The 26,007-nt window shown below is 73.4% G+C and carries 29 protein-coding genes and 1 pseudogene; 20 read left to right on the top strand and 10 right to left on the bottom strand.

What is annotated here, in order from left to right; translation table 11 throughout:
• Positions 1-39 precede the first annotated feature (39 nt).
• Positions 40-861 carry a site-2 protease family protein gene (locus AC230_RS09360; RefSeq protein ID WP_049715607.1) on the top strand — a complete coding sequence of 274 codons (822 nt, stop codon included), beginning with the start codon at positions 40-42 and terminating at the stop codon, positions 859-861.
• 6 nt (positions 862-867) lie between these two features.
• Here the strand turns inward: AC230_RS09360 and AC230_RS09365 are convergent, their stop codons facing one another.
• A complete protein-coding gene (locus AC230_RS09365; protein ID WP_049715608.1) occupies positions 868-1,053 on the bottom strand; it encodes a hypothetical protein in 186 nt (61 codons plus the stop codon).
• Positions 1,054-1,134: 81 nt separating this feature from the next.
• Positions 1,135-1,860 (bottom strand): NADPH-dependent F420 reductase, encoded by a 726-nt coding sequence (npdG, locus tag AC230_RS09370; protein ID WP_049715609.1) that lies wholly within the window; start codon positions 1,858-1,860, stop codon positions 1,135-1,137.
• A 182-nt stretch (positions 1,861-2,042) separates the two neighbouring features.
• Between npdG and AC230_RS09375 the strand changes: the two genes are divergently transcribed.
• Both AC230_RS09375 and AC230_RS09380 read left to right on the top strand, forming a co-directional pair.
• Positions 2,043-2,648, top strand: a complete 606-nt coding sequence (locus AC230_RS09375; protein WP_049715610.1) for a hypothetical protein — start codon at positions 2,043-2,045, stop codon at positions 2,646-2,648.
• Positions 2,649-2,706: 58 nt separating this feature from the next.
• Positions 2,707-4,038, top strand: coding sequence for an MFS transporter (locus tag AC230_RS09380; protein WP_078871086.1), 1,332 nt, complete (start codon positions 2,707-2,709; stop codon positions 4,036-4,038).
• Positions 4,039-4,084: 46 nt separating this feature from the next.
• On the opposite strand, the gene AC230_RS09385 is transcribed toward AC230_RS09380, so the two are convergent.
• A complete protein-coding gene (locus tag AC230_RS09385; protein WP_049715611.1) occupies positions 4,085-4,294 on the bottom strand; it encodes a hypothetical protein in 210 nt (69 codons plus the stop codon).
• Between the two features lie 67 nt (positions 4,295-4,361).
• Between AC230_RS09385 and map the strand changes: the two genes are divergently transcribed.
• From map to AC230_RS09410, 5 genes are all read left to right on the top strand, one after another.
• Entirely contained in the window at positions 4,362-5,219 is an 858-nt protein-coding gene (gene map / locus AC230_RS09390) for a type I methionyl aminopeptidase (protein ID WP_049715612.1), read from the top strand.
• Between the two features lie 174 nt (positions 5,220-5,393).
• A complete protein-coding gene (locus tag AC230_RS09395) occupies positions 5,394-6,056 on the top strand; it encodes a biliverdin-producing heme oxygenase (protein WP_049715613.1) in 663 nt (220 codons plus the stop codon).
• A gap of 299 nt (positions 6,057-6,355) precedes the next feature.
• Complete coding sequence (locus tag AC230_RS09400; protein ID WP_049715614.1) at positions 6,356-6,805, top strand: hypothetical protein; 450 nt, start codon at positions 6,356-6,358, stop codon at positions 6,803-6,805.
• An 83-nt stretch (positions 6,806-6,888) separates the two neighbouring features.
• Positions 6,889-7,548 carry an ankyrin repeat domain-containing protein gene (locus AC230_RS09405; protein WP_049715615.1) on the top strand — a complete coding sequence of 220 codons (660 nt, stop codon included), beginning with the start codon at positions 6,889-6,891 and terminating at the stop codon, positions 7,546-7,548.
• Between the two features lie 84 nt (positions 7,549-7,632).
• Entirely contained in the window at positions 7,633-7,992 is a 360-nt protein-coding gene (locus AC230_RS09410) for a HEAT repeat domain-containing protein (RefSeq protein ID WP_241833169.1), read from the top strand.
• 5 nt (positions 7,993-7,997) lie between these two features.
• Here AC230_RS09410 and AC230_RS09415 read toward each other — a convergent pair whose 3' ends face one another.
• From AC230_RS09415 to AC230_RS09420, 3 genes and pseudogenes are all read right to left on the bottom strand, one after another.
• Complete coding sequence (locus AC230_RS09415; protein WP_049715617.1) at positions 7,998-8,660, bottom strand: PhzF family phenazine biosynthesis protein; 663 nt, start codon at positions 8,658-8,660, stop codon at positions 7,998-8,000.
• Positions 8,661-8,714: 54 nt separating this feature from the next.
• Positions 8,715-8,771, bottom strand: a pseudogene (locus AC230_RS34645) (hypothetical protein); the annotation flags it as partial.
• On the bottom strand, positions 8,771-9,166 hold the full coding sequence (locus AC230_RS09420) for a DUF6415 family natural product biosynthesis protein (protein WP_049715618.1): 396 nt from the start codon (positions 9,164-9,166) through the stop codon (positions 8,771-8,773). The pseudogene AC230_RS34645 and the gene AC230_RS09420, both read right to left, overlap by 1 nt.
• 192 nt (positions 9,167-9,358) lie before the next feature.
• Between AC230_RS09420 and AC230_RS09425 the strand changes: the two genes are divergently transcribed.
• From AC230_RS09425 to AC230_RS30285, 3 genes are all read left to right on the top strand, one after another.
• Complete coding sequence (locus AC230_RS09425; protein ID WP_049715619.1) at positions 9,359-10,216, top strand: helix-turn-helix domain-containing protein; 858 nt, start codon at positions 9,359-9,361, stop codon at positions 10,214-10,216.
• Complete coding sequence (locus AC230_RS09430; RefSeq protein ID WP_241833149.1) at positions 10,173-10,379, top strand: DUF397 domain-containing protein; 207 nt, start codon at positions 10,173-10,175, stop codon at positions 10,377-10,379. The genes AC230_RS09425 and AC230_RS09430 overlap by 44 nt, the downstream gene beginning before the upstream one ends.
• Positions 10,380-10,642: 263 nt before the next feature.
• Positions 10,643-12,625, top strand: coding sequence for a serine/threonine-protein kinase (locus tag AC230_RS30285; protein WP_053161096.1), 1,983 nt, complete (start codon positions 10,643-10,645; stop codon positions 12,623-12,625).
• Between the two features lie 7 nt (positions 12,626-12,632).
• On the opposite strand, the gene AC230_RS09440 is transcribed toward AC230_RS30285, so the two are convergent.
• Both AC230_RS09440 and AC230_RS09445 read right to left on the bottom strand, forming a co-directional pair.
• The gene (locus tag AC230_RS09440) at positions 12,633-14,276 is read right to left on the bottom strand and encodes an HtaA domain-containing protein (RefSeq protein WP_049715621.1); all 1,644 of its coding nucleotides are present in this window, start codon (positions 14,274-14,276) and stop codon (positions 12,633-12,635) included.
• Positions 14,277-14,372: 96 nt separating this feature from the next.
• Complete coding sequence (locus tag AC230_RS09445; RefSeq protein WP_049715622.1) at positions 14,373-15,758, bottom strand: HtaA domain-containing protein; 1,386 nt, start codon at positions 15,756-15,758, stop codon at positions 14,373-14,375.
• Between the two features lie 163 nt (positions 15,759-15,921).
• On the opposite strand from AC230_RS09445, the gene AC230_RS09450 reads away from it, so the two are divergent.
• The 7 genes from AC230_RS09450 to AC230_RS09480 all read left to right on the top strand — a co-directional run bounded on the left by AC230_RS09450 (position 15,922) and on the right by AC230_RS09480 (position 23,303).
• Positions 15,922-16,914, top strand: a complete 993-nt coding sequence (locus tag AC230_RS09450) for a heme/hemin ABC transporter substrate-binding protein (protein ID WP_078871129.1) — start codon at positions 15,922-15,924, stop codon at positions 16,912-16,914.
• Between the two features lie 44 nt (positions 16,915-16,958).
• Positions 16,959-17,972 (top strand): FecCD family ABC transporter permease, encoded by a 1,014-nt coding sequence (locus AC230_RS09455; protein WP_241833170.1) that lies wholly within the window; start codon positions 16,959-16,961, stop codon positions 17,970-17,972.
• A 78-nt stretch (positions 17,973-18,050) separates the two neighbouring features.
• Positions 18,051-18,887 (top strand): heme ABC transporter ATP-binding protein, encoded by an 837-nt coding sequence (locus AC230_RS09460; RefSeq protein ID WP_049715624.1) that lies wholly within the window; start codon positions 18,051-18,053, stop codon positions 18,885-18,887.
• Positions 18,888-19,013: 126 nt separating this feature from the next.
• Positions 19,014-20,150, top strand: a complete 1,137-nt coding sequence (efeO, locus tag AC230_RS09465; protein WP_049715625.1) for an iron uptake system protein EfeO — start codon at positions 19,014-19,016, stop codon at positions 20,148-20,150.
• 14 nt (positions 20,151-20,164) lie between these two features.
• Positions 20,165-21,424, top strand: coding sequence for an iron uptake transporter deferrochelatase/peroxidase subunit (gene efeB / locus AC230_RS09470; protein ID WP_049715626.1), 1,260 nt, complete (start codon positions 20,165-20,167; stop codon positions 21,422-21,424).
• 57 nt (positions 21,425-21,481) lie between these two features.
• Positions 21,482-22,453, top strand: a complete 972-nt coding sequence (efeU, locus tag AC230_RS09475) for an iron uptake transporter permease EfeU (protein ID WP_049715627.1) — start codon at positions 21,482-21,484, stop codon at positions 22,451-22,453.
• Positions 22,338-23,303, top strand: a complete 966-nt coding sequence (locus AC230_RS09480) for an SCO2278 family lipoprotein (RefSeq protein WP_479683262.1) — start codon at positions 22,338-22,340, stop codon at positions 23,301-23,303. Before efeU ends, AC230_RS09480 begins: the two co-directional genes overlap by 116 nt.
• 4 nt (positions 23,304-23,307) lie before the next feature.
• Here AC230_RS09480 and AC230_RS09485 read toward each other — a convergent pair whose 3' ends face one another.
• Together AC230_RS09485 and AC230_RS09490 are read right to left on the bottom strand one after the other, a co-directional pair.
• Positions 23,308-24,048: a bifunctional DNA primase/polymerase gene (locus AC230_RS09485; RefSeq protein ID WP_049715628.1), complete on the bottom strand. Its 741-nt coding sequence runs from the start codon at positions 24,046-24,048 to the stop codon at positions 23,308-23,310.
• Between the two features lie 95 nt (positions 24,049-24,143).
• Entirely contained in the window at positions 24,144-24,764 is a 621-nt protein-coding gene (locus AC230_RS09490) for a TetR/AcrR family transcriptional regulator (protein WP_049715629.1), read from the bottom strand.
• Between the two features lie 134 nt (positions 24,765-24,898).
• Between AC230_RS09490 and AC230_RS32950 the strand changes: the two genes are divergently transcribed.
• Positions 24,899-25,072, top strand: coding sequence for a DUF6243 family protein (locus tag AC230_RS32950; RefSeq protein ID WP_198535480.1), 174 nt, complete (start codon positions 24,899-24,901; stop codon positions 25,070-25,072).
• 99 nt (positions 25,073-25,171) lie between these two features.
• Positions 25,172-25,990, top strand: a complete 819-nt coding sequence (gene ddaH / locus AC230_RS09495) for a dimethylargininase (protein WP_338399787.1) — start codon at positions 25,172-25,174, stop codon at positions 25,988-25,990.
• Positions 25,991-26,007 lie beyond the last annotated feature (17 nt).

A 26,007-nucleotide genomic window follows, 5' to 3' on the forward strand; every position in this document is an offset into this window, starting at 1 on the left:
CCGACGCACACCCACCGACCGACACGGGAGACCACTGCCATGACATCCGGCGCGACTCACGCCGAACGCCGCGTGAGCCCCGTCTTCCTCGCCCTGGTCGCCGTCATGGCGGTCTCGCTGTGGGCGGTGTGGACGGACTACGCGGCGAGCCCCGGCTTCGCCGTGTTCCTGTTCGTCGTCTCGGGCTGGGTCGTCTCGCTCTGCCTCCACGAGTACGCGCACGCGCGCACCGCGCTGCACGGCGGGGACATCACGGTCGGGGCGAAGGGCTACCTCACGCTCAACCCGCTGAAGTACACGCACGCGGTGCTGAGCGTCGTCCTCCCCGTGATCTTCGTGATCATGGGCGGGATCGGCCTGCCGGGCGGCGCGGTCTTCATCGAGCGGCACCGCGTCCGGGGGCGCTGGAAGCACAGCCTGATCTCGGCCGCGGGCCCGCTGGCGAACGTCGTGTTCGCAGTGGTGTGCACCGCGCCGTTCTGGCTGGACGCCCTCGACGGCGTGCCGGACAACTTCCGTTACGCGCTGGCCTTCCTGGCCCTGCTCCAGGTGTCGGCGGCGATCCTCAACCTGCTGCCGGTGCCCGGCATGGACGGCTACGGGATCGTCGAGCCGTGGCTGTCGCACGGGGTGCGGCGCCAGGTGGAGCCGTTCGCCCCGTTCGGTCTGCTGGCGGTCTTCGGGTTCCTGTGGATCCCGGGGGTCAACCACGCCTTCTTCGACCTGGTCTACGGGGTGCTGGACGCGCTGGGCGTCAAGGACTGGGACGCCTACTGGGGCCGCGAGCTGTTCCGCTTCTGGGACGCGCCCGAACGCGTCCCCTCGCCGGACGAGATGACGCAGTGGACCCTCGTCCGCTGACGGCGGTCAGTCGCTGACGCCCGCCGCGCGGTCGTTCTTCTGCTTGCGGATGTAGTACCAGGCCATGTTGGAGGCCACGCCCATCAGCAGCAGCCACACGACGCCGAGCCAGCTGCCGTGCACGAAGGACACCGCGGCGGCCGCGGCGGCGAGGACGCAGACGGCGATGGCGTAGAGGGCGAGGCGGGGCATGGGGTCGGCTCCTGTCCGGACGGCGGGAAGCGGGGACGCGTACGCACGGTCCCCGCCATTGTCCCCCATGGCCTCCGGCGCTCAGACGTCGGTGACGCGCAGCCCGGCGTGCGCCTTGTAACGCCGGTTGGTGGAGATCAGGTTGGCGACCAGCGACTCGACCTGGTGCGCGTTGCGCAGCCGGCCCGCGAAGACGCCGCGCATCCCGGGGATGCGGGCGGCCAGCGCCTGGACGACGTCGGTGTCGGCCCGCTTCTCGCCGAGCACCATCACGTCGGTGTCGATCTCCTCGATCGCGGGGTCGGAGAGCAGCACGGCGGACAGGTGGTGGAAGGCGGCCGTCACCCGGGACTCCGGCAGCAGCGCGGCGGCCTGCTGGGCGGCGCTCCCCTCCTCCGGCTTGAGCGCGTAGGCGCCCTGCTTGTCGAAGCCGAGCGGGTTGACGCAGTCGACGACGATCTTCCCGGCGAGCTCCGCGCGCAGCGCCTCCAGCGTCGCGGCGTGCCCCTCCCACGGCACGGCGACGATGACGACGTCGCTGCGCCGCGCGCACTCGGCGTTGTCGGCGCCCTCGACGCCGAGGCCGAGTTCGGCGGCGGCGGTCCGGGCGCGCTCGGCCGCCCGCGAGCCGATGATCACCTTCTGGCCGGCCCTGGCCAGCCGGTAGGCGAGGCCGCGGCCCTGGTCGCCGGTGCCGCCGAGCACCCCGACCACGAGGCCGGAAACGTCGGGAAGGTCCCAAGGGTCCTTCGCGGGGGCCTTGGTTGGGGGCTGCGTCGTACCGGGGGAATCCGTGGGAGCTGTCATGACAGCGATACTGTCACGCGCCCCCGCGGCACCGGCCACGCCCCCGCGCGACACCTGTCACACCCCGCGCGACACCCGCCACACCCCGCACGCCGGTCGCGCTTCCGCAACCCCCGTCACGAACGGGTGAGACCGCGCCCGGACGGTCGAGGGAGCCCCGCCCGGCGCGGCAGGATCCGGCCATGGACGCTGTGGGTGTCGCGCTGCTGCGCGAAGTCCTCGCCGGGACCGGGTGGTTGAGGGAGGCGCGCCGCTTCGCCGGGGCGCTGCGCGGCTCGGCCGTCGCGCGCGGCGGCGGCCTGCTGCTCGTGGGGACGCCCGGGTACGAGCCGTGGCACCTGGCCGCGCACCTGGACGAGGAGGCCGCCCGCCACGGACTGCCGGAGCTGCGCCCGACCCTCGTCCGGCACGCCGTGCCGCCCGGCGCCCCGGCCCACCTGTCCGCCGGTCTGGACCGGCGGCCGGCGGCCGGGACGCTGCTGGTGGTGACGCCGGGGACGGAAGCGCCCGGGGACGGCCTGCTGGAGCGGGTGGACGACGTCCGCCGCGGCGGGGCGACGGTGCTGGCGCTGGAGGGCGGGGCGGGCGACCCCCGGCTGGGCTCGCTCGCACACGAGGTGCTCCGCGTGCCGGACGGGGCGGGGGACGGCGTGGCACCGGACCTGGACGCCGTCCAGCACCTGGTCAGCGCCGCCGCCGGGGAGGAGACCCCGCGCGGGCGCCGCTTCCTCGACCGGCTCTCGCGCCTCGCGGACCAGCTCGCGGCGCCTCCTCCGCACCGCTGGTGACGCCTCCGCACGGAAATCGGTTTGCTCTCGATCACATCGATACGGACCATGGTCCCCCGTGACCGAGCACGACCATCCCCCTTCGCCCTCTTCCTCCCCTTCCGCCCCCTCCTCGCGCCTGCGCGCCCTCCTCCCCGACCTGACACCCTGGCGCTCCTCCGCCGACTTCCGCCGCATGTGGCTGGCGGGCCTCGTCACGGTCTTCGGCAGCTTCCTGACCCTCGTCGCCCTGCCCGTCCAGCTCAAGGAGCTGACCGGCTCGGCCCTGGCCGTGGGCGCGATCGGCGCGGTCGAACTCGTCCCGCTGATCGTCTTCGGTCTGTACGGCGGCGCCCTCGCCGACGCGCTCGACCGCCGCAAGCTGATCCTGTGGACGGAGGCCGGCCTCGGCGTCCTCAGCTGTCTGCTGCTGCTCAACACGGTGCTGCCGCACCCGATGGTCTGGCCGCTGTACGTCGTCGCCGCCCTCGTCAGCGCGCTCACCGGCCTCCAGCGCCCGGCGCTCCAGGCGATCCTGCCGCGCGTCGTGGCCCACGACCAGCTGCCCGCCGCCACGGCGCTCAACAGCATGCGCTGGCAGGTCGGCGCCATCGCGGGCCCGTCCGTGGCCGGCATGGTCATCGCTTTCGGCGGCCTGACCTGGGCCTACGCCCTGGACGTCGGCTCGTACGCGATCTCCGTGCTGCTCACCCTGGGCCTCGCCGCCTCCCCGCCCTCGCACGACGCCGAGAAGCCGTCGCTGCGCGGCATCCTGGAGGGCGCCCGCTACGCCTGGGGCCGCAAGGAACTGCTCGGCACGTACGCGGTGGACCTCGCGGCGATGTTCTTCGCCTTCCCCAACGCGATCTTCCCGTTCCTCGCCGACGACCTCGGCGCGCCCTGGGCGCTGGGGCTCATGTACTCGGCCGCCGCGGTCGGTTCGCTCCTGGTGAGCCTGACCAGCGGCTGGGTCTCCCGCGTCCACCGGCACGGCCGGATGGTCGTCGGCGCGGCGCTCGGCTGGGGTGCGGCGATGGCGCTGGCGGGCTGGATGGGCAACGTGTGGCTGGTGCTGCTGATGCTGGCGGTGGCGGGCGCGTGCGACACCGTGAGCGGTCTCTTCCGCTCCGCGATGTGGGACCAGACGATCCCCGACGGCCTGCGCGGCCGCCTCGCCGGCATCGAGGTGCTGTCGTACTCGGTCGGCCCCCAGCTCGGCCAGGTCCGCTCGGGCGGCATGGCCTCGCTGACGGGCGCCCGCGCCTCCGTCTGGGCGGGCGGCCTGGCCTGCGTGGCCTCGGTCGGCCTCCTCGCCCTGGCCCTGCCCAGGCTCCTGTCCTACGACCAGCGGACGGACGAGCACGCCGTGCGCATGCGCAGGCAGCGCACGGGCGTGGCGGAGGCCGCGTAGGAGGCGGCCCCGCTCCTCCGGCGGGACGGGGGACGACCGCGCGCGGTCAGTCCTCGTCCCGCCAGCGCGGGTCCTCGCGCCAGGCCTCGTCCCGCTCCCGCGCGGTGTCCATCGCGTGCGACGCCTCCTCCGGCGTCGCGTACGGGCCCATCCGGTCGGCCGCCCGGCACTGCGGCCCCTCCTCCACGGTGCGGTGCTCCAGGCAGTAGTACCACTCGCCCGGTTTGCCCGCCGTACGCCTCTTGAACAGTGCCATCCGGCCTCCCTGCGTCCACGTCTCTCGCCCCATGGTCCCCCGGGAGGCCGTGACTACACTCGCAGGCATGTCTGGCCAGTCACTTCTCGTCCCGGGGAAGCTCTCCCCCACCCGCCCCGTCCCCGCCTCCATCCCGCGGCCCGAGTACGTGGGGAAGGACGCCCCCACCCCGTACACCGGCCCCGAGGTCCAGGACGCCGAGACGATCGAGCGCATGCGGATCGCGGGCCGCATCGCCGCGCAGGCGATGGAGGAGGCGGCCAAGCACATCGCCCCCGGCGTGACGACGGACGAACTCGACCGGGTCGCGCACGAGTACATGTGCGACCACGGGGCCTACCCCTCGACGCTCGGCTACCGCGGCTTCCCCAAGTCCCTGTGCGCCTCGGTCAACGAGGTCATCTGCCACGGCATCCCCGACTCGACCGTCCTGCGCGACGGCGACATCGTCAACCTCGACGTGACCGCCTACATCGGCGGTGTGCACGGCGACAACAACGCCACCTACCTGTGCGGCGAGGTGGACGAGGAGTCGCGCCTCCTCGTGGAGCGCACCCGCGAGGCCCTCGCCCGCGCGATCAAGGCGGTCAAGCCGGGCCGCCGGATCAACATCATCGGCCGCGTCATCGAGTCGTACGCGAAGCGCTTCGGCTACGGCGTGGTCCGGGACTTCACCGGCCACGGCATCAACTCGTCCTTCCACTCGGGCCTGATCGTCCCGCACTACGACAGCCCCCACCACGACACCCTCATCCAGCCCGGCATGACCTTCACGATCGAGCCGATGCTGACGCTGGGGACGTACGAGTACGACATGTGGGAGGACGGCTGGACGGTCGTCACCAAGGACAGGAAGCGGACGGCGCAGTTCGAGCACACACTGGTGGTGACGGACACGGGGGCGGAGATCCTGACCCTGCCGTAAGGGGCCTGCCGTAAGGGGGGACGCCGGGAGGGCCCGGGCGGTAGGGTTTTGCCGACAAGCCGTCGGGAACAAGTTGACTTAGGTAAGCCTAAGTAGTTAGGTGAGCCTCACCCATCGAGCATCGGTGTACCCACCGTCCGCGCACCCCCCTCCCCTCGTCACCGGAGGTCCGCCTTGGACTCGCCCGCCACGACGCCGTTCTCCACGCTCATCCGCACCGCCTCGCACGAGCAGCACACCGAGGCGGAGAACTCGTCGTTCATGAGCGACATGCTCGGCGGCCGGCTCGCCGTCTCCGCCTACCGGCGGTACACCGAGCAGCTCTGGTTCGTCTACCGGGCGCTGGAGGCCGCCGCCCCCGCCCTGCGCGACGACCCGGTCGCCGGCCCGTTCATCCGGCCCGAACTGGCCCGCACCGCCCAGCTGGAGCGCGACCTCGCCCACCTCGGCGGCGCCTCCTGGCGCGACGCCCTCGCCCCGCTCCCCGCCACCGCCGCCTACGCGGCCCGCATCGAGGAGTGCGCCCGCACCTGGCCCGCCGGCTACGTCGCCCACCACTACACCCGCTACCTCGGCGACCTCTCCGGCGGCCAGATCATCCGCGGCACCGCCGAGAAGACCTGGGGCTTCGCCCGCAAGGGCGACGGCGTCCGCTTCTACGTCTTCGAGGAGATCCCCAACCCCGCGGCCTTCAAGCGCGAATACCGCGCCCTCCTCGACCGGCTCCCCCTGGACGACCTGGAGAAGCAGCAGGTCGTCACCGAGTGCAAGCGCGCCTTCGCGCTCAACACGGCGGTGTTCCGAGAGCTTTCGGAGGAGTTCCCGCTCAGCGCGTGAGGCGACGGCCCCGGCCCGGTTCAAGAAGGACACGGCCCTGGTTCCGGTCACCCTCTCCTACGGGGCGCGCCAGCCGGTCCGCCGGGCGCGGCGCCGGCTCGCGCCGGGGCGCCCGTACACCGGAAGCGGCGATACCGCACTCCCAGCGCGCCCGTTCGCAACCGTGATCGAGCAGTCCGCGCCGTCTTCGGCTTGGCGGTATCCGCCCCTTCTCCCCGACCCTCCGGCCCGTGATGGTGGGCATGTGGAACCGGCGGCGGACCCGCCGCCGGCGGACCGAGAGAGAGGAAGTCCCGCACATGCCTCCGATCCCGGTGAAGCCCGGCATCTACAAGGTCCACACCCACCTCATCGGCCCGGGCATGCTGGTGACGGCCACGGAACACGCCGTCAAACACGGCGCGCCCCTCATCGTCGACCGCCCGTACCCCGTCCCGTTCGAGCAGGAGTGGGCCGTCGTCCCGGCCGAGCCCGTACCCGGCTCGCCGTACGTGTTCCACCTCGCCTACGAGGACCGGGCGGGCATCGTCATCGCCGAGGACAAGATCTGGGTCAACAACGTCCCCCGCGAGGAGTGGGCGAAGTTCACCTTCGAGAAGGTCATAGGCGGCGTCAAGATCCTGTCGGACAAGGGCCTCGCCTGGCGCGCGCCGCACCGCGGCGCACAGACCGAACTCGTCCCGCCGAAGCCGGAGTTCCAGGAGACCTGGACGCTGGAGTTCATCCGTCCCGTCGAGGGCACCGAGTAGCACCCGGCCGGGGTGGGGCGGCCCCGGCCGCCCCACCCCTGAAACGAGTGGCTTGTTCCGCTGCGCCCTGATAGTCAGTCCCGGTGGACAGACTGCTGACGGCGATCGACGCCTGCGACCACCGGGCGGCCGCCGAGGAGACGGTGCGGCCGGACGAGGTGAACCGCCGCGCCGAGGACGGGCGTACGCCGCTGCTGCGGGCGGTCGACCGGGGGGCCAACGACATCGTGGGCACGCTCCTGCGCCAAGGGGCGGACCCGCGGCTCTCGGACGCGGCGGGGCGTGACGCCCTGGCCCTGGCCCGGTACTGGCGGACGGCCGGAGCCGAGGACGAACTGCGGCGCAGGACCGGGTCCTCGGAGACCGTCCGCCGCACCAGCGTCCAGGACGCGTACGAGAACGTCTGCACCGAGCTGTCCCTCGGCGGTCTGGCCGTCCGCGACACCCACACCGCGATCCTCACCGAGCTGGAGCCCGCGTACGGGATCACGCAGCCGTTCGCCGAGCTGCTGGGCCGCGCCGTGACCGGGCCCGGCGTCCAACACCCCGCCTGGCAGGCGTCCCTGGGCGTGCTCCACGACCGCCACGACCCCGCCGTCTGGGACGAGGCGGCCGCCCTCCGCGACCGTACGGACCCGCTGGAACGGTACTTCGGCGCGGAGTTGATGCGGACGATCAGCCTCTTCGACGAGAGCGAGGAATCACCCTTCGACGGCCCGCTCGTCGACCTCTTCCTCGCCTGAGCGGAGCAGGAGGAGGACCCGCTGGTCCTGCGCGGCGTCACCGCCGGCCTCGCCGGTGCCCTGGACCCCCGGGGCGAACGGCCGCTGCCCGCGCTCACCCGGCACGCCGACGCCGAGGTCCGCAGGTGGGCCCTCAGCGGTCTCGGCGCGGCCGTGGGGCGGGGGACCTCCGAGGCCGTGGCCGCCGTTCTGGAACGCACCCGGGACGCGGACGCCGGCGTCCGCGCCTACGCCTGCAAGGTGCTGGCCCGGTCGCCCAAGGGCTCCCCCGTCGCGACGGACGCGCTCGCGGCACGCCTGCGCGACGAGGACGAGACCGTCCGCGTCACCGCCGCCGTCGAGCTGGCCCGGCGCGGCGACGGCCGCGGCGGGGAAGTCCTCGGCGGCCTCGGCCCGGTCGACCCGAACGCGCCGTACTACTGGGAACTGCGCTACCTGCCCTGAGCCGCTCAGCGCCTCCCCGCGCCCACCAGGCCGCCGACCTCGACCGTCCCCTCCGGGAGGGGGCGGGTACGGATCAGGGACGCCGCGCCCTGGCGGATCTCCAGGGCCCGGCCCAGTTCCGCCGTGAGGACCAGGGCCGCCGCGCCCGTGGCCTCGTCCTCCTCGATCCCGTCCCCGCGCCGCGGGAACCCCCGGGCGCGGACCCGGCCCGCCGCCTCGTCCTCCCACGCCCACGCGTACAGCCAGCCCTCGCCCGGCGGCGGCGCGGGCAGCGCGTCCACCTCTCCCGGCGTCGCGTACCGCCGCGTCCTGCGGCCCGTCGCCCACTCCGGGCGGGCCGCGATCCACACCGTGCCGTCGGCGTCCCGGCGCGCCGGGACCTCGCCGGCGGGCGGGCGCAGCACGTCCGCCTTCAGCAGCCACGCCACGCCGATCAGCGGGTGGCCCGCGAACGGGAGCCGGACGCTCGGCGTCCAGATGTCCACCGCGCCGGTGCGCTCGTCGTCCACGAACACCGTCTCGCCGAAGCCCAGCTCGCGGGCGAGCGCCCGGCGCTCCTCCGGGGTCGGGACGGACGCGCCGTCGCGCACGACCCCGAGGGCGTTGCCGCCCCGGCCGTCCGCCCCGCGGAAGACGTGGAGGACGGTCACCCCATCCGTGTTGATCATTGCCCCATTCAACAACAGGGCCGCGTAGTCGGTGAAGCGACGGGCCCCGCAGTCACCGCAGCGCTGCCCACCGGGGGCCGCCCGCCAGCCGGAGGCGTGGCCGCACGCCATCAGCGCTCCCTCTCCGCCACGATCGCCAGCTTCTCGGCGTGGCCGCGGAGTTCGCGCGCGGACTGCGCGAGGCCGCGGGCGTATCCGTACGCGGAGCGCAGCCCGTCGCCGGGCCCGACCCGGTCCGCGCGGTGCAGCGCCTCGTCCACGGCCTTCTCGGCCGCGACGCGGCGGGGGTCGTCGCGCGGCAGCAGCCCCGCGGCGGCCTCGGCCACGTCGGCGGCCCTCGTCTTGATGAACCGGCGCAGCAGCACCGTCGCGGACGTCACCTTGCCCACGGGCGGCAGGATGTGCGCGGGCGCGGCGAGGATCGCGTCGGCGAGGGCCAGGATGTCGGCGTCCGGCCCGGCTTCGCACCGGGGACGCGGCGGGGTGGCTCGACCCCCGTTGGTCATTGCGGTTCCGGGCCGGACGGGCATGGCGGCGTGATCTCCTTGCGGGGCGGGCATCAGGGGAAGGGGCATTCGAACACGCCGTCATGAGAGAGGAGTTGGCGTTCCGGTTCCCCGTACCAGTATCGGCCCCGGCCCCTATGCTCGGCCCCATCTCGGTTCGACGTTTCCGATCGTCCATTGGGGGATACAGCCATGCCCGCTCCGAAGCCGCTCGATCCCTCCCAGGGCATGGTGGCCCGGTTCGGGGCGCTGCTCCGCGAGTTGCGCGGGCAGCGGGGCTGGTCACAGGCCCGGCTCGGCCACGTGGTGGGAATTTCCAACAGCGCCGTTTCCAAGTACGAGACCGGTGAGAAAGTCCCGCCGCCGGACATCGCGCGGCTGTTGGACGGCGCACTCGGCGCCGGCGGACGGCTGCTCGAAGCCCTGGACCGAATCAACGACGACCCCGGTTCGAGATGGCTCCAGAAGTTCTTCGACCTCGAAACCAGGGCGACGGCCTTCCGGCAGCTCGTGGATCTGGTGCCGGCTCTCCTGCAAACCGAGGGGTACATCAGGGCCGCCCTGAGTCGCGGAATGACGTTCTTCGGTGGTGACCTCGAGGAAAAGGTGCGGTTCCGGCTTGCCAGGGCCGCGATCCTGGACGCTCCCGGCGCACCGCGATTCTCGGCGGTCATCGACGAAAGAGCCCTGCACGTGTGCGTCGGCGGCCCCCGTGTCATGGCCGGTCAACTGTCCAGGCTCATCGCCATGAGCGCCAAGGACAACATTCGGATCAGGGTCACCCCGTTCAACGGACACGGCCTGCTCGACTCACCGTCCATCACCCTCATGACGCTTCCCGGCGGCCGGACCGTCGTGCACCGTCCGGACCCCGTCCAGGATTCCTGCGTGACGAGTCCGGACATCGTCACCGCGTACACCTCGCTGTACGAACACCTGGAGAGCGAGGCGCTGTCCGAGAAGGCAACAATCGATCTGATCCGCAACGTACTTGAGGAGAAGTACAGTGCCCACCACCAAAGTCTGGCGCAAGAGCAGCTACTCCAGTAGCGGCACCTCCGGTTGCGTCGAAGTGGCCGACCACCTCCCCGGCAGAATCCCCATACGCGACAGCAAAACCGCCCCGCACGGCCCGTCCATCACCTTCCAGGCCACCCCGTGGGCATCCTTCGTCACCGCCCTCACGGACAACGGCGCACTGCGCCTCATCTGACGGGACAGGCATAACCCGGCTCCCCGGGACGTCCCGTCCACCCGAGCCGCCACGGCACGGGGCTGCGGGCGACCGGGCGCGCGGAGGCCGGGTCAGCACGCCCCGGGAAGGGGCGCAACCACCTCGGCACCCGGCCGGATCGTCGTGAACACGTCGAGGGCGACACCCCTGCCGAATCACCGCTGTCGTGCCACCATCAGAAGCGGCGACACTCAACACCCGTCCGTTCAAGGGTGCTTGGTCCCGGAAAGGATCAACGGGGGATGTCCGGCATACGTGTCATGCCGCTCGGGGACGACGACCCCAAGCGGCTGGGAGGCTATCGGCTCCTGTGGCGGCTCGCCACCGGTGGCATGGGGCGGATCCATCTCGCGCGGGCCGCCGTGGGGGAACCGCTCGTCGCGGTGAAGACACTGCTCACGGAGGGCGTCGTGAGCGCGGTGGACCGCAAGCGGTTCGCCCGCGAGGTCGATCTGGCCCGGCGGGTCGACAGTGCGTACACGGCCCGCGTGCTCGACGCCGACCCGCGGGCCGAACGGCCGTGGATGGCGATCGAGTACGTCCCGGCGCCGTCCCTGGGCGACCTCGTGCAGGGCGCCGGGCCGTTGCCGCCGGCGGCGCTGTCGTGGGTGGCGGCGGGGACGGTGCAGGCGTTGATGGCCCTGCACGAGAAGGACGTCGTGCACCGGGACATCAAGCCGCAGAACATCCTGCTGCCACTGAGCGGCCCGCTGGTCATCGACTTCGGGATCTCGCATGCCGCCGACCGGACGACGACGTCGGTGACGCTCGGGACGATCGACTACATGTCGCCGGAGCAGGCGCACGGCAGGAGCTCCACGCGGGCGTCCGACGTGTTCTCGCTGGGGGCGACGCTGTTCCACCTGGCGGTGGGCCGTCCGCCGTACGCCGAGGGCGCGGAGGGCCAGCTCCAGCGGCTGGCCCGGGTGCAGGCGGGACGGCTGGACCTGGCGGGGCTGCCGGACGAGCTGGCTCCGCTGATCCGTCCGTGCCTGGCGCGGGAGCCGGGGCGGCGGCCGGAGTTGGCGGACCTGCTGGTCGGCTTCCTGGAGAAGGCGGACCGGACGGCCTCGTGGAGCGCGGAGCGGTGGCTGCCGAGCGGCTGGACGACGCTGATCTCCGCGTACGAGGCGCACGGCCGGGCGCTGGACGCGGACCCGGACGCGGCGGCGGCGATGACCGACGCCACCACCCGCCCGGTGCCCCCGCCGCCGCCCACCGCCCTCGACACCCATGAGCGGGACGCCCGCCGGGAGCGGGAACGGCAGGCCCGCGAGGCCCGCGAGCGCCGGGAACAGGAGCTGCGCGAGCTGATGGCGGCCGCGGTGCGCGCCCGGGCGCGGGAGGAGGAGAGGCGGCGGAGGGAGGAGGACGAGAAGCGCCGGGAGGAGACCGGGAGGAAGCGGCAACAGGCCTACGGGGGCTGGGCCGCGGCCCTGCTCGTCGCGGTGCTCGTGATCGCGCTCGTCAACTGGCAGCCGTGGAGGAAGAAGGACGAGGAGGAGGCGGGGCCGGCGGTGTATCCGACGGTCACCGCGCCGAGTTCGCCGAGCCCGTCGCGGACACCGCTCGTGCCGACGGCCCGCACGGACGTGGACACGGGCGGGGACAAGGGCGGAGACAGGGGCACGGGCACGAGCGCGGGCACCGGCGGCTCGGACTCCGTCCTGACGCCGCGCCGCTCGCAGTCCCCCGCCTCCGACCCCACGGAGGACGCCTTCCGGGCCGTCTCGGCCGGCGACTGCCTGGCCGTGTACGACACCGGCGCCGGCGGCCGCAGCGCCTACCGGTGGAGCACCCGCGTCCCCCGGAAGGTGTCCTGCGGCGGCCAGTGGGCGGGCCTCGTCCGTGTCACCAGCACCGGCGCCGGCGGCGACTCCTGCCCGACCGCGATGGGGCAGGCCTCGTGGACGTACGCGTCCTCCGTCACGGGACGGACCACGAGGCTCTGCCTCACCCGCGTCTACCTCAAGGACTACTGCCTCCTCGGCGAGCGGTCCGGCGACAGCGTCGCGATCGGCGCGATGACGGCCGTCGACTGCCGCGCCCAGCGCGTCCCCGTCCCGTACAACCAGGTCATGCACCTCAGCGGCGTCTACCGGGCCCCGCCGCCCGGCACTCCCGTCAACTGCCGCCAGAGCTCCAGCGACCGGCGGACGTACTGGACATGGCGGGTGGACGACGACGCGACGCTGCTCTGCGTGACGGTCTTCCAGGGATCGTGACGGCTGTTCAGCGGCCCGCGGAGGCGGACTTGCGGCGCGCGCCCCAGACCGCGGCGCCGCCCGCGAGGACGAGCGCGGCGGCACTGCCGGCGAGGGCGCCGGTGGGGGTGTCGGAGCCGGTGTGGGCGAGGGTGTCGTCGGTGCCGGCTCCCCCGCTGGAGGAGGACGGCGAGGTGGAGGGAGGGGCGGCGGAGGAGCCGGTGTTGTCGGGGGTGGTGGGCGCCGAGGAACCCTCGTCGTCGGCGGGCAGCTTGGCGTTCTTGTCGACGGCGATGTGGGCGGTCAGCGGATCCATGGCCTCGGACGGCTTGTAGAACGACCGGCCCTGGTAGCTGAACACCGTCGCGCCCTCGTCCGTCAGCGTCGTCAGGACGGCGTTGAGGCTGACGAGGCCGTCCTTGGCCTTGAGGGAGTCGTCGTTGAGCTTCAGGTTCACCAGCGGCACGTCGTTCGTGACCTTGCCGTTCCGGTTGACGGTCGCGTTCAGCGTGCCCTTGACGCCGTCCGCCTTGACCTTGAAGTCGCTGAATGTGATGTCCAGTTCCCACTTGCCCTTCGCGTCCTTGTGCCCGACGAAGTGCACGGAACCGTTGAACTTGGCGTTCAGCGAGGAGGCCGCCGCGTCGTAGGTGCCGCTCCCCTTGCCGAAGCGGAAGCCGCTGTTGACGGTCTGCGCCCCGTCGGCGGCCTCGGTCTTCCCGCCGGCGATCGGGCCGTTGACGTATTCGCGGAACTTCTGCTTGACGCCCCAGTAGAGATTCCCGTCGTACACCGGGCCGGACGCGGCCGACCGCTTGTTCCCGGGCTGCCCGGACGGCTCGGACGAGTGGTCCGGACGGGGCGGCTTGGGGTGGTGGTGACCCTGCGGCAGCAGGCTCTCGTCCGTGGCGGACGTCGGCCGCGCCGGTGCGGGGGCCGGCGCGGGCGGCGTCTGCGCGGCCGGCTCGGACCGGGACGGCGGCTTGGGCGCCGGTATCGCCTTGCCCTGCTTCACCGACAGCGTCGCCGCGTCCAGTCTCTCGCCCGCCCTGTAGAACGACCTGCCGTGGTACGAGAACGCCTTGGCGCCGTCGGCCGTCAGCTTGGCGGGGATCCGGGGGAAGGTCATGGCCCCGCCCGCGCCCCGGCCCGGCTCGACCTTGGACAGGTCGAGCGACGCGACCGCGACGTCGTTGCGGGTCTTGCCGTCGGCCGTGACGTCGGCGGTGATGCGGCCGGTCGAGCCCTTCGTCACAACCTTCAGGTCGGTGAACTTGAGGTCCAGCTCCCAGCGGCCCTTCGCGTCCTTGTGGCCGAGGAAGCGCACGCTGCCCTTGAAGGTCGTGGAGACGGCGTGCTGCGACAGGTCGTAGGTGCCCTTGCCGGCGGAGAAGGTGAACGCACCGTTCCCCTTCGCCTGCTGGGCGCCGTCGGCCACCTGGACCTTGCCGTCACTGACCGGGCCCGTGACATAGGCCCGGAAGGACTCCTTCACGCCCCAGGTCAGGGTGCCGTCCTTGAGCTCGAAGGTGGCCGGCGGCTTCGCGGACGCCGACGGCTTCGCCGCCGTCGGGGGTTCGTCGCCGGCCGCGTAGGCCGGCACGGCGGCGCCCGTCGCGGCCACCGTGGCTATCGCCGCCGCGAGCGCGAGCGACCTGTGGGATACGGCCATGGTGTCGGGTCTCCTTTTGAAGAAGTGCGGCCCTTGCAGGCAGCGTATGAAAGGTAGTCAGGCGGACGGCCGTGCGGGAAGGGGTGGCCCGGCCGGTCACGCGGAGCGCTTGCGACGCATCCGTACGACGGCGTAACCGGCGGCGGCCAGCAGGACCGCGCCTCCGGCGACGCCGGCGATCAGCGGCACGTCATCGGAGGAGGAGGATGAGGAGGACGAGGAGGAGCCGCCGTCCTCCCGGGCGGCCGCCCCGGGCGCCGCGAGCGGCCCGTGCCCCACGTCCGGCAGCGGCGGCACCGGCGCCCCGGCCGTCAGGGGGACGGCCAGCGAGACCGGGTCCATCGCCGCGCCCTCCCGGTAGAGGCCGCCGAACGCCCCGGCGCCCTGGGCGGTCAGCTTCGCCGGGGCCTCGGTCACGGACGCGAGCCCGTCCTTCTGCCGGAGGCCCGCCGCGTCGAAGGTGACCAGCGGTACGGCCTTCCCGGGTGCGGAACCCGCGCGCCCCACCCGTGCGGACAGGGTGCCCTCGCGGTGCCTCACCTCGACCTCGACACCGCTCAGCGTCAGGTCGAGGTCCTTGCCGGTGAAGCGGAGGGTGCCCGCGAAGGACGCGGCGAGGGCCGCCCCTCGGTCCTCGTAGCGGCCCTTGCCGTCCGTGAAGCGGAAGAGCGCGCCGCCCTCGCGGGCGCCGTCGGCCACCGTCCAGGAGCCCTGGGCGATGGGGCCGGTGACGTACTCGCGGAAGGTGCGGCGTACGCCCCAGTCGACGGCCGCGCCCGTGAACTCGCCCCGTTCGGCGGGCTGTCCGGCCGGGGGGCCGGAGGGGGACGGCGACTCGTTGCGCGCGGCCGGGCCGGTGACGAGGTCGGCGGAGAGGGTCACCGGGTCGAGCTGCGTACCGGCGGTGTAGTAGCCGGCGAACGCCTCCGCGCCCTCGGCGGTCAGCTTCGCCGGAACTCCCGTGAGACTCACCGTCGTTCCGGCGCCGCGCAGGTCCGCGCCGGTCAGGTCGAGCGCGGCGAGCGGGACGCGGGTGCGGGAGGTGACTTCGCCCGTTCCCCTCGCCTTGCCGGTGATGTCGGCGAGGAGGGTGCCGCCCGTGCCCTCGATCCGGACGGCGGGCCGGGCGATCGTCAGGTCGAGCTCGGACGAGCCGTCGGGTTTCCGGTGACCGGTGAAGCGCACCCCGCCGGAGAAGCCGGCCTCGAAGGCGCCCTTGTCCGGCGTGTAGGTGCCCTTCGCGGAGTGGAAGCGGAACTGGCTGCTCCCGACCGTAGCGGCGCCGCCCAGCAGTTCCCAGCTCCCCCGGGCGACGGGCCCGGTGACGTAGCTCTGGAACGAGGACTTGACGCCCCAGTCCAGACGGCCGCCGGACACCTCGCGGCTCTCCGGGGCCGCTGCCGCCGGCCACGGCAGGAGCGCGGCGCAGAGTGCCGCGAGGATTACGGCGACGGGCGCACGGGCACATCTGTACGGCGACATCGAAAACCTTTCCCGCCGGAGGAGCCGGAAGCACACCGACGTGGCCACTTAGGTAAGGCTAACCTAAGCTATAGCCCGCAGTGCGTACACCCGTCCCCCACGGAAAGGCAGGACCGTGCAGCAACGGCAGGCGCCGGACGCGCCGTTGGGCCCGTCGCGCCCCCTGGCCACCTTGCTCGCCCTCGCCCTGGGCCTCGTCGCCCTCGTCGCCCTCACGGCCTGTGGGACGGACGGCACGGCGTCCCCGGGACCGTCGGCCTCCCCCTCCACGGCCGACCGCGCCGACGTGCCGCCGGGGCCGCCGCCCCGGCCTCGACTCCCGGCGACCGTACGGTCGGCCGACGGCCGGGACGTCACCGTGCGCTCCGCCGACCGGATCGTCCCGCTGTCCGGGGCCGTCGCCGAGACCGTCTTCTCGCTCGGGCTCGGCGACCGGGTCGTCGCGCGGGACGTCTCGGCCACCTTCGAGCAGGCCCGGAAGCTGCCGGTCGTCACGCGGGCGCACGACGTGTCGGCGGAGAGCGTGCTCTCGCTGAAGCCCGGCGTCGTCCTCGCCGACACCCGGACCGGGCCGCGCGAGGCCCTCGACCAGATCCGCCGGGCCGGCGTCCCGGTCGTCCTGCTGGACCCGCCGTCCCGACTCTCCGACATCGGGCCGCAGATCGAGCGGATCGCGGCGGCCCTGGGCGTACGCGACGCGGGCGCGGCGCTGCGGCGGCGGACGCAGGAGCGGGTCGACGAGGTGCGGCGCGGGATCCCGCGCGGCGGCGGCCGGCCGCGTGTCGCCTTCCTCTACCTGCGCGGCTCGGCGTCCGTCTATCTGCTCGGCGGGGCCCGGTCCGGCGCGTCCTCGCTCATCGAGGCGGCGGGCGGCGTGGACGCGGGCAAGGAGTCCGGGCTGACGAAGGACTTCACGCCCATCACCAGCGAGGCGCTCGCCAAGGCCGCGCCCGACGTCATCCTCGTGATGTCCAGGGGACTGGCGTCGGTCGGCGGGGTGGACGGGCTGCTGAAGGTGCCGGGCGTCGCCGAGACGCCGGCCGGGCTGGACCGGCGGGTGGCCTCCGTCGACGACGGGGTGCTGCTCAACTACGGGCCGCGGACGGACGTGGTGCTGCGCTCGCTGGCCGGACAGATCCACCGGGGCGGCAGGTGAGCACCCGGGCGGCGACCGCGGCCGCACGGCCGCGCACCGTTCCCGTGGTGCTCGGCGCCGCCATGACCGCCGCGCTCGTCCTCGCCTGCCTCGCCTCGGCCGGGACCGGCGCCTACGACATCCCGCTCGGCGACGTCGTCGGCTCGCTGCTGCACCGGACCGGGCTGGGCGGGGCGGAGCTGGACCGGGTCGGCGAGAGCGTCCTGTGGAACGTCCGGCTGCCGCGGGTGGTGCTGGCGCTGCTCGTCGGTTCGTCGCTGGGGTGCGCGGGGGCGCTCACGCAGGGCGTGTTCGGCAACCCGCTGGCCGAACCGGCCGTCATCGGCGTCTCGATGGGCTCGGCGGTGGGTGCCGTCGCGTCCATCGCGCTCGGGCTGGGTTTCCTCGGGACGTGGACGGTCTCGGCGTGCGCGTTCGTGAGCGGGCTGGTGACGGTGCTGGCGGTGTACGCGCTGTCGCGGTCCGGGGGGCGCACGGAGGTGGTGACGCTGTTGCTGACGGGCATCGCGATGAACGCGTTCGCGGGGGCGCTCATCGGGCTCGGGGTCTTCCTCGCCGACAACGCGCAGGTGTCGCAGATCGCGTTCTGGCAGCTGGGGTCGCTGGCGCAGGCCACCTGGCCGAAGGTGCTGGCGGTTCTGCCGTGTGCGGTGGCGGGGCTGGCGGTGGCGCCGCTGTACGCGCGGCGGCTGGATCTGCTGGCGCTCGGCGAGCGCCCGGCGCGTCATCTCGGCGTGGACGTCGAGCGGTTGAGGCTGGTGCTGGTGCTGGTCGTGGCGCTGCTGACGGCCGCGGCGGTGGCGGTGGCGGGGGTGGTGGCGTTCGTGGGGCTGCTGGTGCCGCATCTGCTGCGGATGGTGGCGGGGCCGGGGCATCGGTTCCTGGTGCCGGGGAGTGCGGTGGGTGGTGCGTTGGTGCTGGTGTCCGCGGACCTGGCCGCTCGGACGGCCGTTCAGCCGGCCGAACTGCCGCTGGGGGTGCTGACGGCGCTGGTGGGGAGTCCGTTCTTTTTCGTGCTGTTGCGGAGGGCGCGGCGGGGGCGCGGGGGGTGGATGTGAGCCGCTCCGCGGGGAGTTGACCCCGGACCCCCCGGAGGGGGCACAACTCCCCACCCCCACAACCCCCAGGAGACCCACATGCTCAGGCGACGCCCCCGTCCCCTCCCCCAGAACCCGCCCCCCGGCACCGTCCTCGCCGAGGCGCGCGCCCTGCGCGTCGTCCTCGCCGGGCGGACCGTCCTCGACGGCGTCGGCATCGGCGTCCGGGCCGGCGAAGTCGTCGCCCTCGTGGGGCCGAACGGCGCCGGGAAGTCCACGCTCCTCGCGGCGCTCGCGCGCGATCTGCCCGCCGCGGGCGGGCGCGTCGCGATCGCCGGGCGGCCCGCGGCGGAGTGGGGCGCGGCGGAGCTGGCGCTCCGCAGGGCCGTCCTGCCGCAGGCGGCCGAACTGCGCTTCCCCTTCACCGTGGAGGAGGTCGTGAGGATGGGCCGGGCCCCCTGGGCCGGCACCGGGGCCGAGGAGGAGGACGACGCCGCCGTGGCGGAAGCGATGCGGCTGACCGAGGTGGCCGGATTCGCCCCCCGCCCCTTCTCCGCCCTCTCCGGCGGGGAGCGCGCCCGCGTCGCCCTCGCCCGCGTCCTCGCGCAGCGCACCCCGCTGCTGCTGCTCGACGAGCCGACGGCCGCGCTCGACCTGCGGCACCAGGAACTGGTGCTGCGCGTCTGCCGGGAGCGCGCCGCCGCAGGTTGCGCCGTCGTCGTCGTGCTGCACGACCTCGGGCTGGCGGGCGCCTACGCGGACCGCGTCGCCGTGCTGCACGAGGGGCGGATCGCGGCCGACGGGCCGCCCTCCGCCGTCTTCGAGGCGGAAATGATCGGCCGCGTCTACGGACAGCCCGTAGAAGTGATCAAGCACCCGGCCACCGGTGAACCTTTGGTGCTGCCGATACGGGATGGTCGAAATTTTGCCCCGTGAGAGCAGAATCACGCCCCCGCACGGGAACAGGGTAGGCAAGCCTCAGATAAGTTAGGTCGGCCTAATTCGACAGTGCGTTTTCGGCCACCGCCGGAACCCGACTCTCCGAGCAAGCCTGGAGCCCGTATGCGAGCCCTCCGCTCCTCCGCCGTCACCGTCGTCGCCGCGGCGGCAGCGCTGGCAACCGTTTCCGGTTGTGCCGAGAAGTCCGACGCCAAGGATTCCGACGCGATACGCGTGACCGCGTCCGACGACTCGTGCGAGGTCTCGAAGACCTCGTTCCCCGCGGGGCACGTCAAGATCGATATCGAGAACAAGGGCTCCAAGGTCACCGAGGTCTACGTCTACGCCGCCGACGACCGGATCGTCACCGAGCGGGAGAACATCGGCCCCGGCACCAAGGCCGAGATCACCGCGACGGTCAAGAAGCCGGGCTCCTACGAAATCGCCTGCAAGCCCGGTATGAAGGGCGACGGAATCCGGCAGAAGATCACCGTCACCGGCGGCGACGGCACGGAGAAGAAGAGCGACCCGGCCCTCGACAAGGCGGTCGCCGAGTACCGCACGTACGTCCAGCAGCAGGCCGACGAGACCCTGCCCGCGGCGCGGAAGTTCGCCGAGGCGGTCAGGAACGGCGACCTGGACGGGGCGAGGAAGACCTACGCCCCGTCCCGCACCGGCTGGGAGCGCACCGAGCCGGTCGCCGAGTCCTTCGGCGACATCGACCCGAAGGTCGACGTCCGCGAGGACGGCCTGGAGAAGGGCCAGAAGTGGACCGGCTGGCACCGGCTGGAGAAGTCCCTCTGGCAGGACAAGAAGATCACGGACGAGGACAAGGCCCTCGCCGACCAGCTGATCAAGGACCTCCAGGACTGGCAGAAGCGCGTCGGCACCGCCGAGATCACCCCCACCAGCATGGCCAACGGCGCCAAGGAACTCCTCGACGAGGTCTACCGGAACAAGATCACCGGTGAGGAGGAGCGCTACAGCCACACCGACCTGGACGACTTCGAGGCCAATGTCGAGGGCGCCGAGAAGGCCTTCACCCTGCTGAAGCCGGTCGCCGCCAAGCAGGACGGGCCGCTGGTGGCCGAGCTGGACAAGCAGTTCGCCAACGTGAGGAAGGCGCTCGACGACTACCGCGAGGGCGACGGCTTCAAGGCGTACGACTCCGTCGGCAAGGACGACCGCAAGAAGCTGTCCGACGTGGTCAACGCGCTCTCCGAGCCGCTGTCCAAGCTCGCCGGCGCCGTGGCGAAGTGAGCGGGGGCACACCGATGACCGAGCAGGACACCCGACCCGGGCCCTCCCGCCGCACCCTGCTGGGCTGGGGCGGCGCCGGACTGGCGCTCGGCGCCGCCGTGGCCGGCGGCACGGCCGCCGCGCTGGACCTGGGCGGCGAGGACGCCGGGCCGGCCGCCGCCGGCGGCGACGCCGTCCCCTTCCACGGCGTCCACCAGGCGGGCATCGCCACGCCCGTCCAGGACCGGCTGCACTTCGCCGCGTTCGACGTGACGACCACCGACCGCGCCAAGCTGATCGCCCTCCTCAAGGAGTGGACCGCGGCCGCCGCCGCGATGACCGCCGGGCGCGAGGTCGGCACGGGCGCGGTCGGCGACAACGACGAACTGCCGCCGGACGACACCGGCGAGGCCCTCGGCCTCAAGCCGTCCCGCCTCACCCTCACCTTCGGCATCGGCCCCGGCCTCTTCGAGAAGGACGGCAAGGACCGCTTCGGCCTCAAGTCCCGCCGCCCCGAGGCCCTGGTGGACCTGCCGCCGTTCCCCGGCGACAACCTCGACCCGGCCCGCAGCGGCGGCGACCTCTGCGTCCAGGCGTGCGCCGACGACCCGCAGGTCGCCGTGCACGCCATCCGCAACCTGGCCCGGATCGCGATGGGCCGCGCCGCCGTCCGCTGGTCGCAGCTCGGCTTCGGCAAGACGTCCTCGACGACGCCGGACGCCCAGACGCCGCGCAACATGCTCGGCTTCAAGGACGGCACCCGCAACATCGCGGGCACCGAGACCGACCGGCTCGACAAGCACGTATGGGTCGGCGAGAAGGACGGCCCCGCCTGGATGGCCGGCGGCTCGTACGTCGTCACCCGGCGCATCCGGATGCACATCGAGACCTGGGACCGCACCTCGCTCAAGGAGCAGGAGGACGTCTTCGGCCGCACCAAGGCCGAGGGCGCGCCGATCGGCAAGCAGCGCGAGCACGACGAGCCCAACCTGAAGGCGATGAAGCCGGACGCGCACGTGCGCCTGGCCCACCCGGACAGCAACTCCGGGGCGACCATCCTGCGCCGCGGCTACTCCTTCACGGACGGCACGGACGGGCTCGGACGCCTCGACGCCGGGCTGTTCTTCATCGCCTACCAGCGCGACGTGCGGGACGGCTTCATCCCGGTGCAGACGCGGCTGTCGAGGTCGGACGCGCTCAACGAGTACATCCAGCACGTCGGTTCGGCCGTCTTCGCCGTGCCGCCGGGCGTCCGGGACAAGGACGACTGGTGGGGCAGGGCGCTGTTCGCCTGAGTCCGCCCGGACTCCCCCGAGTCCGCCAGAGATCTTCCTGAAACGAGGAGAAGCCGCGTGTTCGGCAACTATCTGATCGGCCTGCGCGAGGGGCTGGAGGCCAGCCTGGTCGTCTGCATCCTCGTCGCCTACCTCGTCAAGAGCGAACGGCGGGACGCCCTGCGCCCCGTCTGGCTCGGCATCTCCGCCGCCGTCCTGCTCGCCATGGGCTTCGGCGCGGTGCTCCAGTACGGCTCGCGGACCATGACGTTCGAGGCCCAGGAGATGCTGGGCGGTTCGCTGTCCATCGTCGCCGTCGGCCTGGTGACGTGGATGGTCTTCTGGATGCGGCGCACCGCGCGGCACCTGAAGAAGGAGCTGCACGGCAAGCTGGACGCGGCGCTCGCCATGGGCACCGGCGCGCTCGTCCTCACCGCCTTCCTGGCCGTGGGCCGGGAGGGCCTGGAGACCGCGCTGTTCATCTGGACCGCCGTGCAGGCCACCGACGACGGCGTACGGCCGCTGGTCGGCGCCCTGTTGGGGCTGCTGACCGCGGTGGTGCTGGGCTGGCTGTTCTACCGGGGCGCCCTGCGGATCAACCTGGCGAAGTTCTTCACCTGGACCGGCGGCATGCTGATCGTGGTCGCGGCGGGTGTCCTGGCGTACGGCTTCCACGACTTGCAGGAGGCGGACGTCCTCCCGGGGCTGGGCAGCAAGGCGTTCGACGTCAGCGAGCAGATCCCGGCGGACAGCTGGTACGGCACGCTGCTCAAGGGCGTCTTCAACTTCCAGCCGGACCCGACCTGGTTGCAGGTCGCGGTGTGGGCGCTGTACCTCGTCCCGACCCTGCTGTTCTTCTTCGCCCCGGGAGGGGCCGGCAAGCCGGCGGCGGGTAAGGTGGCGCCGTCCCGAGCACCCCAGGAGGCCCAGGCCGATGCGACTGTCCCGGCTGCTGGCCGCGTTGACGCTGCCGCTTCTGCTGCTGGTGACGGCGGGGTGCGTGACGGTGCACGGCGAACGGGAGATCATCCCGTCGGTGAGCAGGGCTGAGGCCGGCGACGTCCTCGCCCGCTTCACCGCGGGCTACACCGAGGCGTACCGGCGTCTCGACCCGGCCGCCGTCGACCGGGTCGAGACGGGCGCCCTCGCCGAGATCGCCCGCGCGGACCTGGTGGAACAGCGCGCCCGGCTGCCGAAGGGCAACCCCGGCTACCCGGCGCTGAGGCTCGACGACGCGCGCTTCACGATCCCCAAGGCGGCCGGCTGGCCGAAGTTCTTCCTCGCGGACACCCGCAGCAACCGGGACGGCAACCGGTGGCTCGTCGTCTTCGTGCGGGCGGCCGCGGGCGAGCCGTGGAAGGCGGCGTACCTGACGCTGCACGCCCCGGGGTCCGTGCCGGCGTTCCGGACGGACCGGGACGGGTGGGCCGAGCCGGTGCCCCCCGCTTCCGGCGGCGGCCTCGCGCTGGCGCCGTCCGCGGTGAGCCGCGCCTACACGGCCTTCCTGCGGACGGGCTCGGGGGACGTCTTCGCACCCTCGGCCGCGACGACGCGGGCGCGGGCCGACCGGGCCCGCCTCGCCCGTACCCCCTCCTTCCGGACGGACTGGATCGACACGCCCGAGGGCGCGCCCGGCTTCCCGCCGCTCGCCCTCCGCACGGCGGACGGCGGCGCGGTCGTCTTCTTCACCGCGCACCACCGGGAGAAGCGCACGATGGCCCGCGGGGTCCGTCCCGGGATCACCGATCCGCGGACGAAGGCGCTGCTGTCCGGCGATCTGCGGACGGCCGTCACGTACACGCGGGTCTCGGAGGCGGCGGTGCGGGTGCCGGCCGGGGCCGGGGGCCGGGTGGAGTTCCTGAACCGGATCGAGTCGCTGGTGGCGGCGCGGGGGGAGTGAGGGCCTAGCGGCCCAGCGGCCACGCCGCGTGGTGCTCGTGGTCCGGCCGCTCCCCCGCGTACTGCGCGCACGCGTCCGTCAGCGCCTCCAGCAGCGTCAGCGGATCCGGCAGCGGCCGCTCGGGGCCGAGGAGCCACGCCACGTACGGCGCCGTCGCCCCGTCCCCCGGCAGCCGGGACGGCGGCAGCAGGACGTAGCTGCCGCGGCAGTGCCACCGCAGGCCGGGGTGCTCGTCCAGCGTCTCGGGGTGGCAGTCCAGCTCGCAGGGCCACCACTCGTCCTCGTCGTCGGGGGTGCCGCGCGTCGCGGTGAAGAAGAGCATGCGGTCGGGGGCGACCGTGGCGACGGGCCCGACCTCGACGCCGGCGGAGGTCAGCCGGTCGAGGGCGGCGCGCCCGGCCGGCGCGGGGACGTCGAGGACGTCATGGGCCATGCCGGTGGCGGTGACGAAGTTGGCCTCGGGCTGGGCGCGGAGCCACTTGGTGACCTTCTCGGGGTCGGTCGTGGCGAGCGTCTGCCAGGCGAAGGAGACCGGGTGGCGGCCCGGCGTGGGACAGCCGATGCGTTCGCAGGAACAGCCGTAGCCGGAGGGGTGCGCGGCCGGCGCGACGGGGAATCCCGCGGCGGCCGCGGCCAGGAGCAGTTCCTCGCGGGCGGCCCCGGTGGCCGCCCCCGCAGCCGCGGTGCCGCCCGGCCCGCTCCTGGGGCGGCGCAGCCACTGGGAGAACCGGCTCTTGCGTTCCATCTATCCCCTCACTTCGACCGCGGTCTCCGCTCAATGCTGCCACCATCCTGCGCCCGGTGTGACCGCCGGGCGCATCCGGGGGTGTGACGCCCGGCTCACCGGGGGGTGAGGCCGCGCAGCGCGAGGTCGACGACGGCGTCGGCGTAGGCGTGCGTGAGGGGCAGGGTGCGCAGCAGCCAGCGGTGGGCGAGGGGGCCGACGATCAGCTCCAGGGCGGTGCGCGGGTCGGCGTCCGGGTCGGCCTGCCCGGCCTCCTGGGCGGCGCGGATGCGCCGTACGTAGAGTTCGAGCTGGGGCTCCAGCACCCGCTCGGTGAACTGGGCGCACAGCTCCGGGTTGACGACGCTCTCGGCGGCGAGGGCCCGCGAAGGGGCGTCGAAGCGGGGGCTGTTGAGCTCGTCGACGGTGGCGCGGACGACGGCCTTGAGGTCGGCGGCGAGGTCCCCGGTGTCGGGGAGCTCCGTCCCGCCGTCGGCGGCCTCCTCGCCGAGGGCGACGAAGGCGTCGAGCAGGACGGCGGCCTTGGAGGGCCACCAGCGGTAGATGGTCTGCTTGCCGACCCCGGCCCGGGCGGCGATGGCCTCGATGGTGAGCCGCTGGTAGCCGGACTCCCCGATGAGGTCGAGGGCGGCGGTGAGGATCGCCTGGCGGGAACGCTCGCTGCGGCGGGTGCGGTCGGGCTGCGGCTTGGGGTTCTTGGGGGTGCTGGAGGCCATGGGCAGCAGCGTAGCGGCAGTACGAGGCGAGACGGTTCGTCTCATTTCCGTTGACAAGACGAAACGTCTCGTGCAGTAATGGGTTCACGCGACGAGACGTACCGTCTCGCCAGACCAGGAGGAGGAGAGCCCGTATGACCCGAGGCAACGGACACCCGCTCGGCATCGGCGGCACCCGCAGGAACCTCTCCCGCGCCGCGCTCCGCGGCGGGACCGGGGGCGGCCCGGCGGGCGGCCGGGGCACCGACCCCCTCGCGCAGAAGCGCGAACTGCTGCGCGCGCTGCGGGAGGGGCGGGCGGCCCGGTAAACCACCCGTACGGTGCATGCGCGAAAGCCGCCCCGCGTGGACGATTTGGGCACGTACGCTCGGCGCGTACGTGCCCAACACCACCGTGAGGAGCGCGAGTTGCGTACCGCACCACCACGCACGGCGAGACCACGCCGCTTCCTGATGTGCCCTCCGACCCACTTCAAGGTCACCTACTCGATCAACCCCTGGATGGATCCGGCGAAACCCGTCGATCTGCCGCTCGCCCTCACGCAGTGGGAAGACCTCCGCGACCGCTACCGCTCCCTCGGCCACACCGTCGAGGAGCTCGAACCCCGCCCGGATCTCCCGGACATGGTCTTCGCCGCCAACGGCGCGACCGTCGTCGAGGGCCGGGTGCTGGGCGCCCGCTTCGCCCATCCGCAGCGGGCCGCGGAGGCGGCCGTGCACCGCGCGTGGTTCCGCTCCCACGGCTACGACGAGGTGCGCGAGCCCGAGCACATCAACGAGGGCGAGGGCGACTTCGCCGTCACCGACTCCTGGCTGCTGGCCGGCCGCGGCTTCCGCAGCAGTCCCCTCTCCCACCCCGAGGCACAGGAGTACTTCGGCCGGCCGGTCATCGGGCTCGACCTCGTCGACCCGCGCTACTACCACCTCGACACGGCGCTCTGCGTCCTCGACGGGGACGAGGTCATGTACTACCCCGGCGCCTTCTCCCCCGGCAGCCGGGCCGTCCTCCGCCGCCTCTTCCCCGACGCGCTCGTCGCGAGCGAGGAGGACGCGGCGGCGCTCGGCCTCAACGCCGTGAGCGACGGGCGGCACGTGCTGCTGCCGCAGGCGGCGGTGGGGCTCTTCGCGCCGCTGCGGGAGCGGGGCTTCGAGCCGATCGGGATGGATCTGGGCGAGCTGCTGAAGGGGGGCGGCAGCGTGAAGTGCTGCACGCAGGAGCTGCGCTGAGGTCCGCGCGGCTGCCC

The sequence above is a fragment of the Streptomyces caatingaensis genome (genome assembly GCF_001187435.1).
GTDB classification, from domain to species: Bacteria; Actinomycetota; Actinomycetes; order Streptomycetales; family Streptomycetaceae; genus Streptomyces; species Streptomyces caatingaensis.

What these genes read in the sequence shown, in the direction of transcription:
- AC230_RS09360 (WP_049715607.1), top strand. Translation starts at nt 40, where the DNA reads ATGACATCCGGCGCGACTCACGCCGAACGCCGCGTGAGCCCCGTCTTC.
- AC230_RS09365 (WP_049715608.1), bottom strand. Translation starts at nt 1,053, where the DNA reads ATGCCCCGCCTCGCCCTCTACGCCATCGCCGTCTGCGTCCTCGCCGCC.
- npdG (WP_049715609.1), bottom strand. Translation starts at nt 1,860, where the DNA reads ATGACAGCTCCCACGGATTCCCCCGGTACGACGCAGCCCCCAACCAAG.
- AC230_RS09375 (WP_049715610.1), top strand. Translation starts at nt 2,043, where the DNA reads ATGGACGCTGTGGGTGTCGCGCTGCTGCGCGAAGTCCTCGCCGGGACC.
- AC230_RS09385 (WP_049715611.1), bottom strand. Translation starts at nt 4,294, where the DNA reads ATGGCACTGTTCAAGAGGCGTACGGCGGGCAAACCGGGCGAGTGGTAC.
- map (WP_049715612.1), top strand. Translation starts at nt 4,362, where the DNA reads ATGTCTGGCCAGTCACTTCTCGTCCCGGGGAAGCTCTCCCCCACCCGC.
- AC230_RS09400 (WP_049715614.1), top strand. Translation starts at nt 6,356, where the DNA reads ATGCCTCCGATCCCGGTGAAGCCCGGCATCTACAAGGTCCACACCCAC.
- AC230_RS09415 (WP_049715617.1), bottom strand. Translation starts at nt 8,660, where the DNA reads ATGATCAACACGGATGGGGTGACCGTCCTCCACGTCTTCCGCGGGGCG.
- AC230_RS09420 (WP_049715618.1), bottom strand. Translation starts at nt 9,166, where the DNA reads ATGACCAACGGGGGTCGAGCCACCCCGCCGCGTCCCCGGTGCGAAGCC.
- AC230_RS09425 (WP_049715619.1), top strand. Translation starts at nt 9,359, where the DNA reads ATGCCCGCTCCGAAGCCGCTCGATCCCTCCCAGGGCATGGTGGCCCGG.
- AC230_RS30285 (WP_053161096.1), top strand. Translation starts at nt 10,643, where the DNA reads ATGTCCGGCATACGTGTCATGCCGCTCGGGGACGACGACCCCAAGCGG.
- AC230_RS09440 (WP_049715621.1), bottom strand. Translation starts at nt 14,276, where the DNA reads ATGGCCGTATCCCACAGGTCGCTCGCGCTCGCGGCGGCGATAGCCACG.
- AC230_RS09445 (WP_049715622.1), bottom strand. Translation starts at nt 15,758, where the DNA reads ATGTCGCCGTACAGATGTGCCCGTGCGCCCGTCGCCGTAATCCTCGCG.
- AC230_RS09460 (WP_049715624.1), top strand. Translation starts at nt 18,051, where the DNA reads ATGCTCAGGCGACGCCCCCGTCCCCTCCCCCAGAACCCGCCCCCCGGC.
- efeO (WP_049715625.1), top strand. Translation starts at nt 19,014, where the DNA reads ATGCGAGCCCTCCGCTCCTCCGCCGTCACCGTCGTCGCCGCGGCGGCA.
- efeB (WP_049715626.1), top strand. Translation starts at nt 20,165, where the DNA reads ATGACCGAGCAGGACACCCGACCCGGGCCCTCCCGCCGCACCCTGCTG.
- AC230_RS09480 (WP_479683262.1), top strand. Translation starts at nt 22,338, where the DNA reads ATGCGACTGTCCCGGCTGCTGGCCGCGTTGACGCTGCCGCTTCTGCTG.
- AC230_RS09485 (WP_049715628.1), bottom strand. Translation starts at nt 24,048, where the DNA reads ATGGAACGCAAGAGCCGGTTCTCCCAGTGGCTGCGCCGCCCCAGGAGC.
- AC230_RS09490 (WP_049715629.1), bottom strand. Translation starts at nt 24,764, where the DNA reads ATGGCCTCCAGCACCCCCAAGAACCCCAAGCCGCAGCCCGACCGCACC.
- AC230_RS32950 (WP_198535480.1), top strand. Translation starts at nt 24,899, where the DNA reads ATGACCCGAGGCAACGGACACCCGCTCGGCATCGGCGGCACCCGCAGG.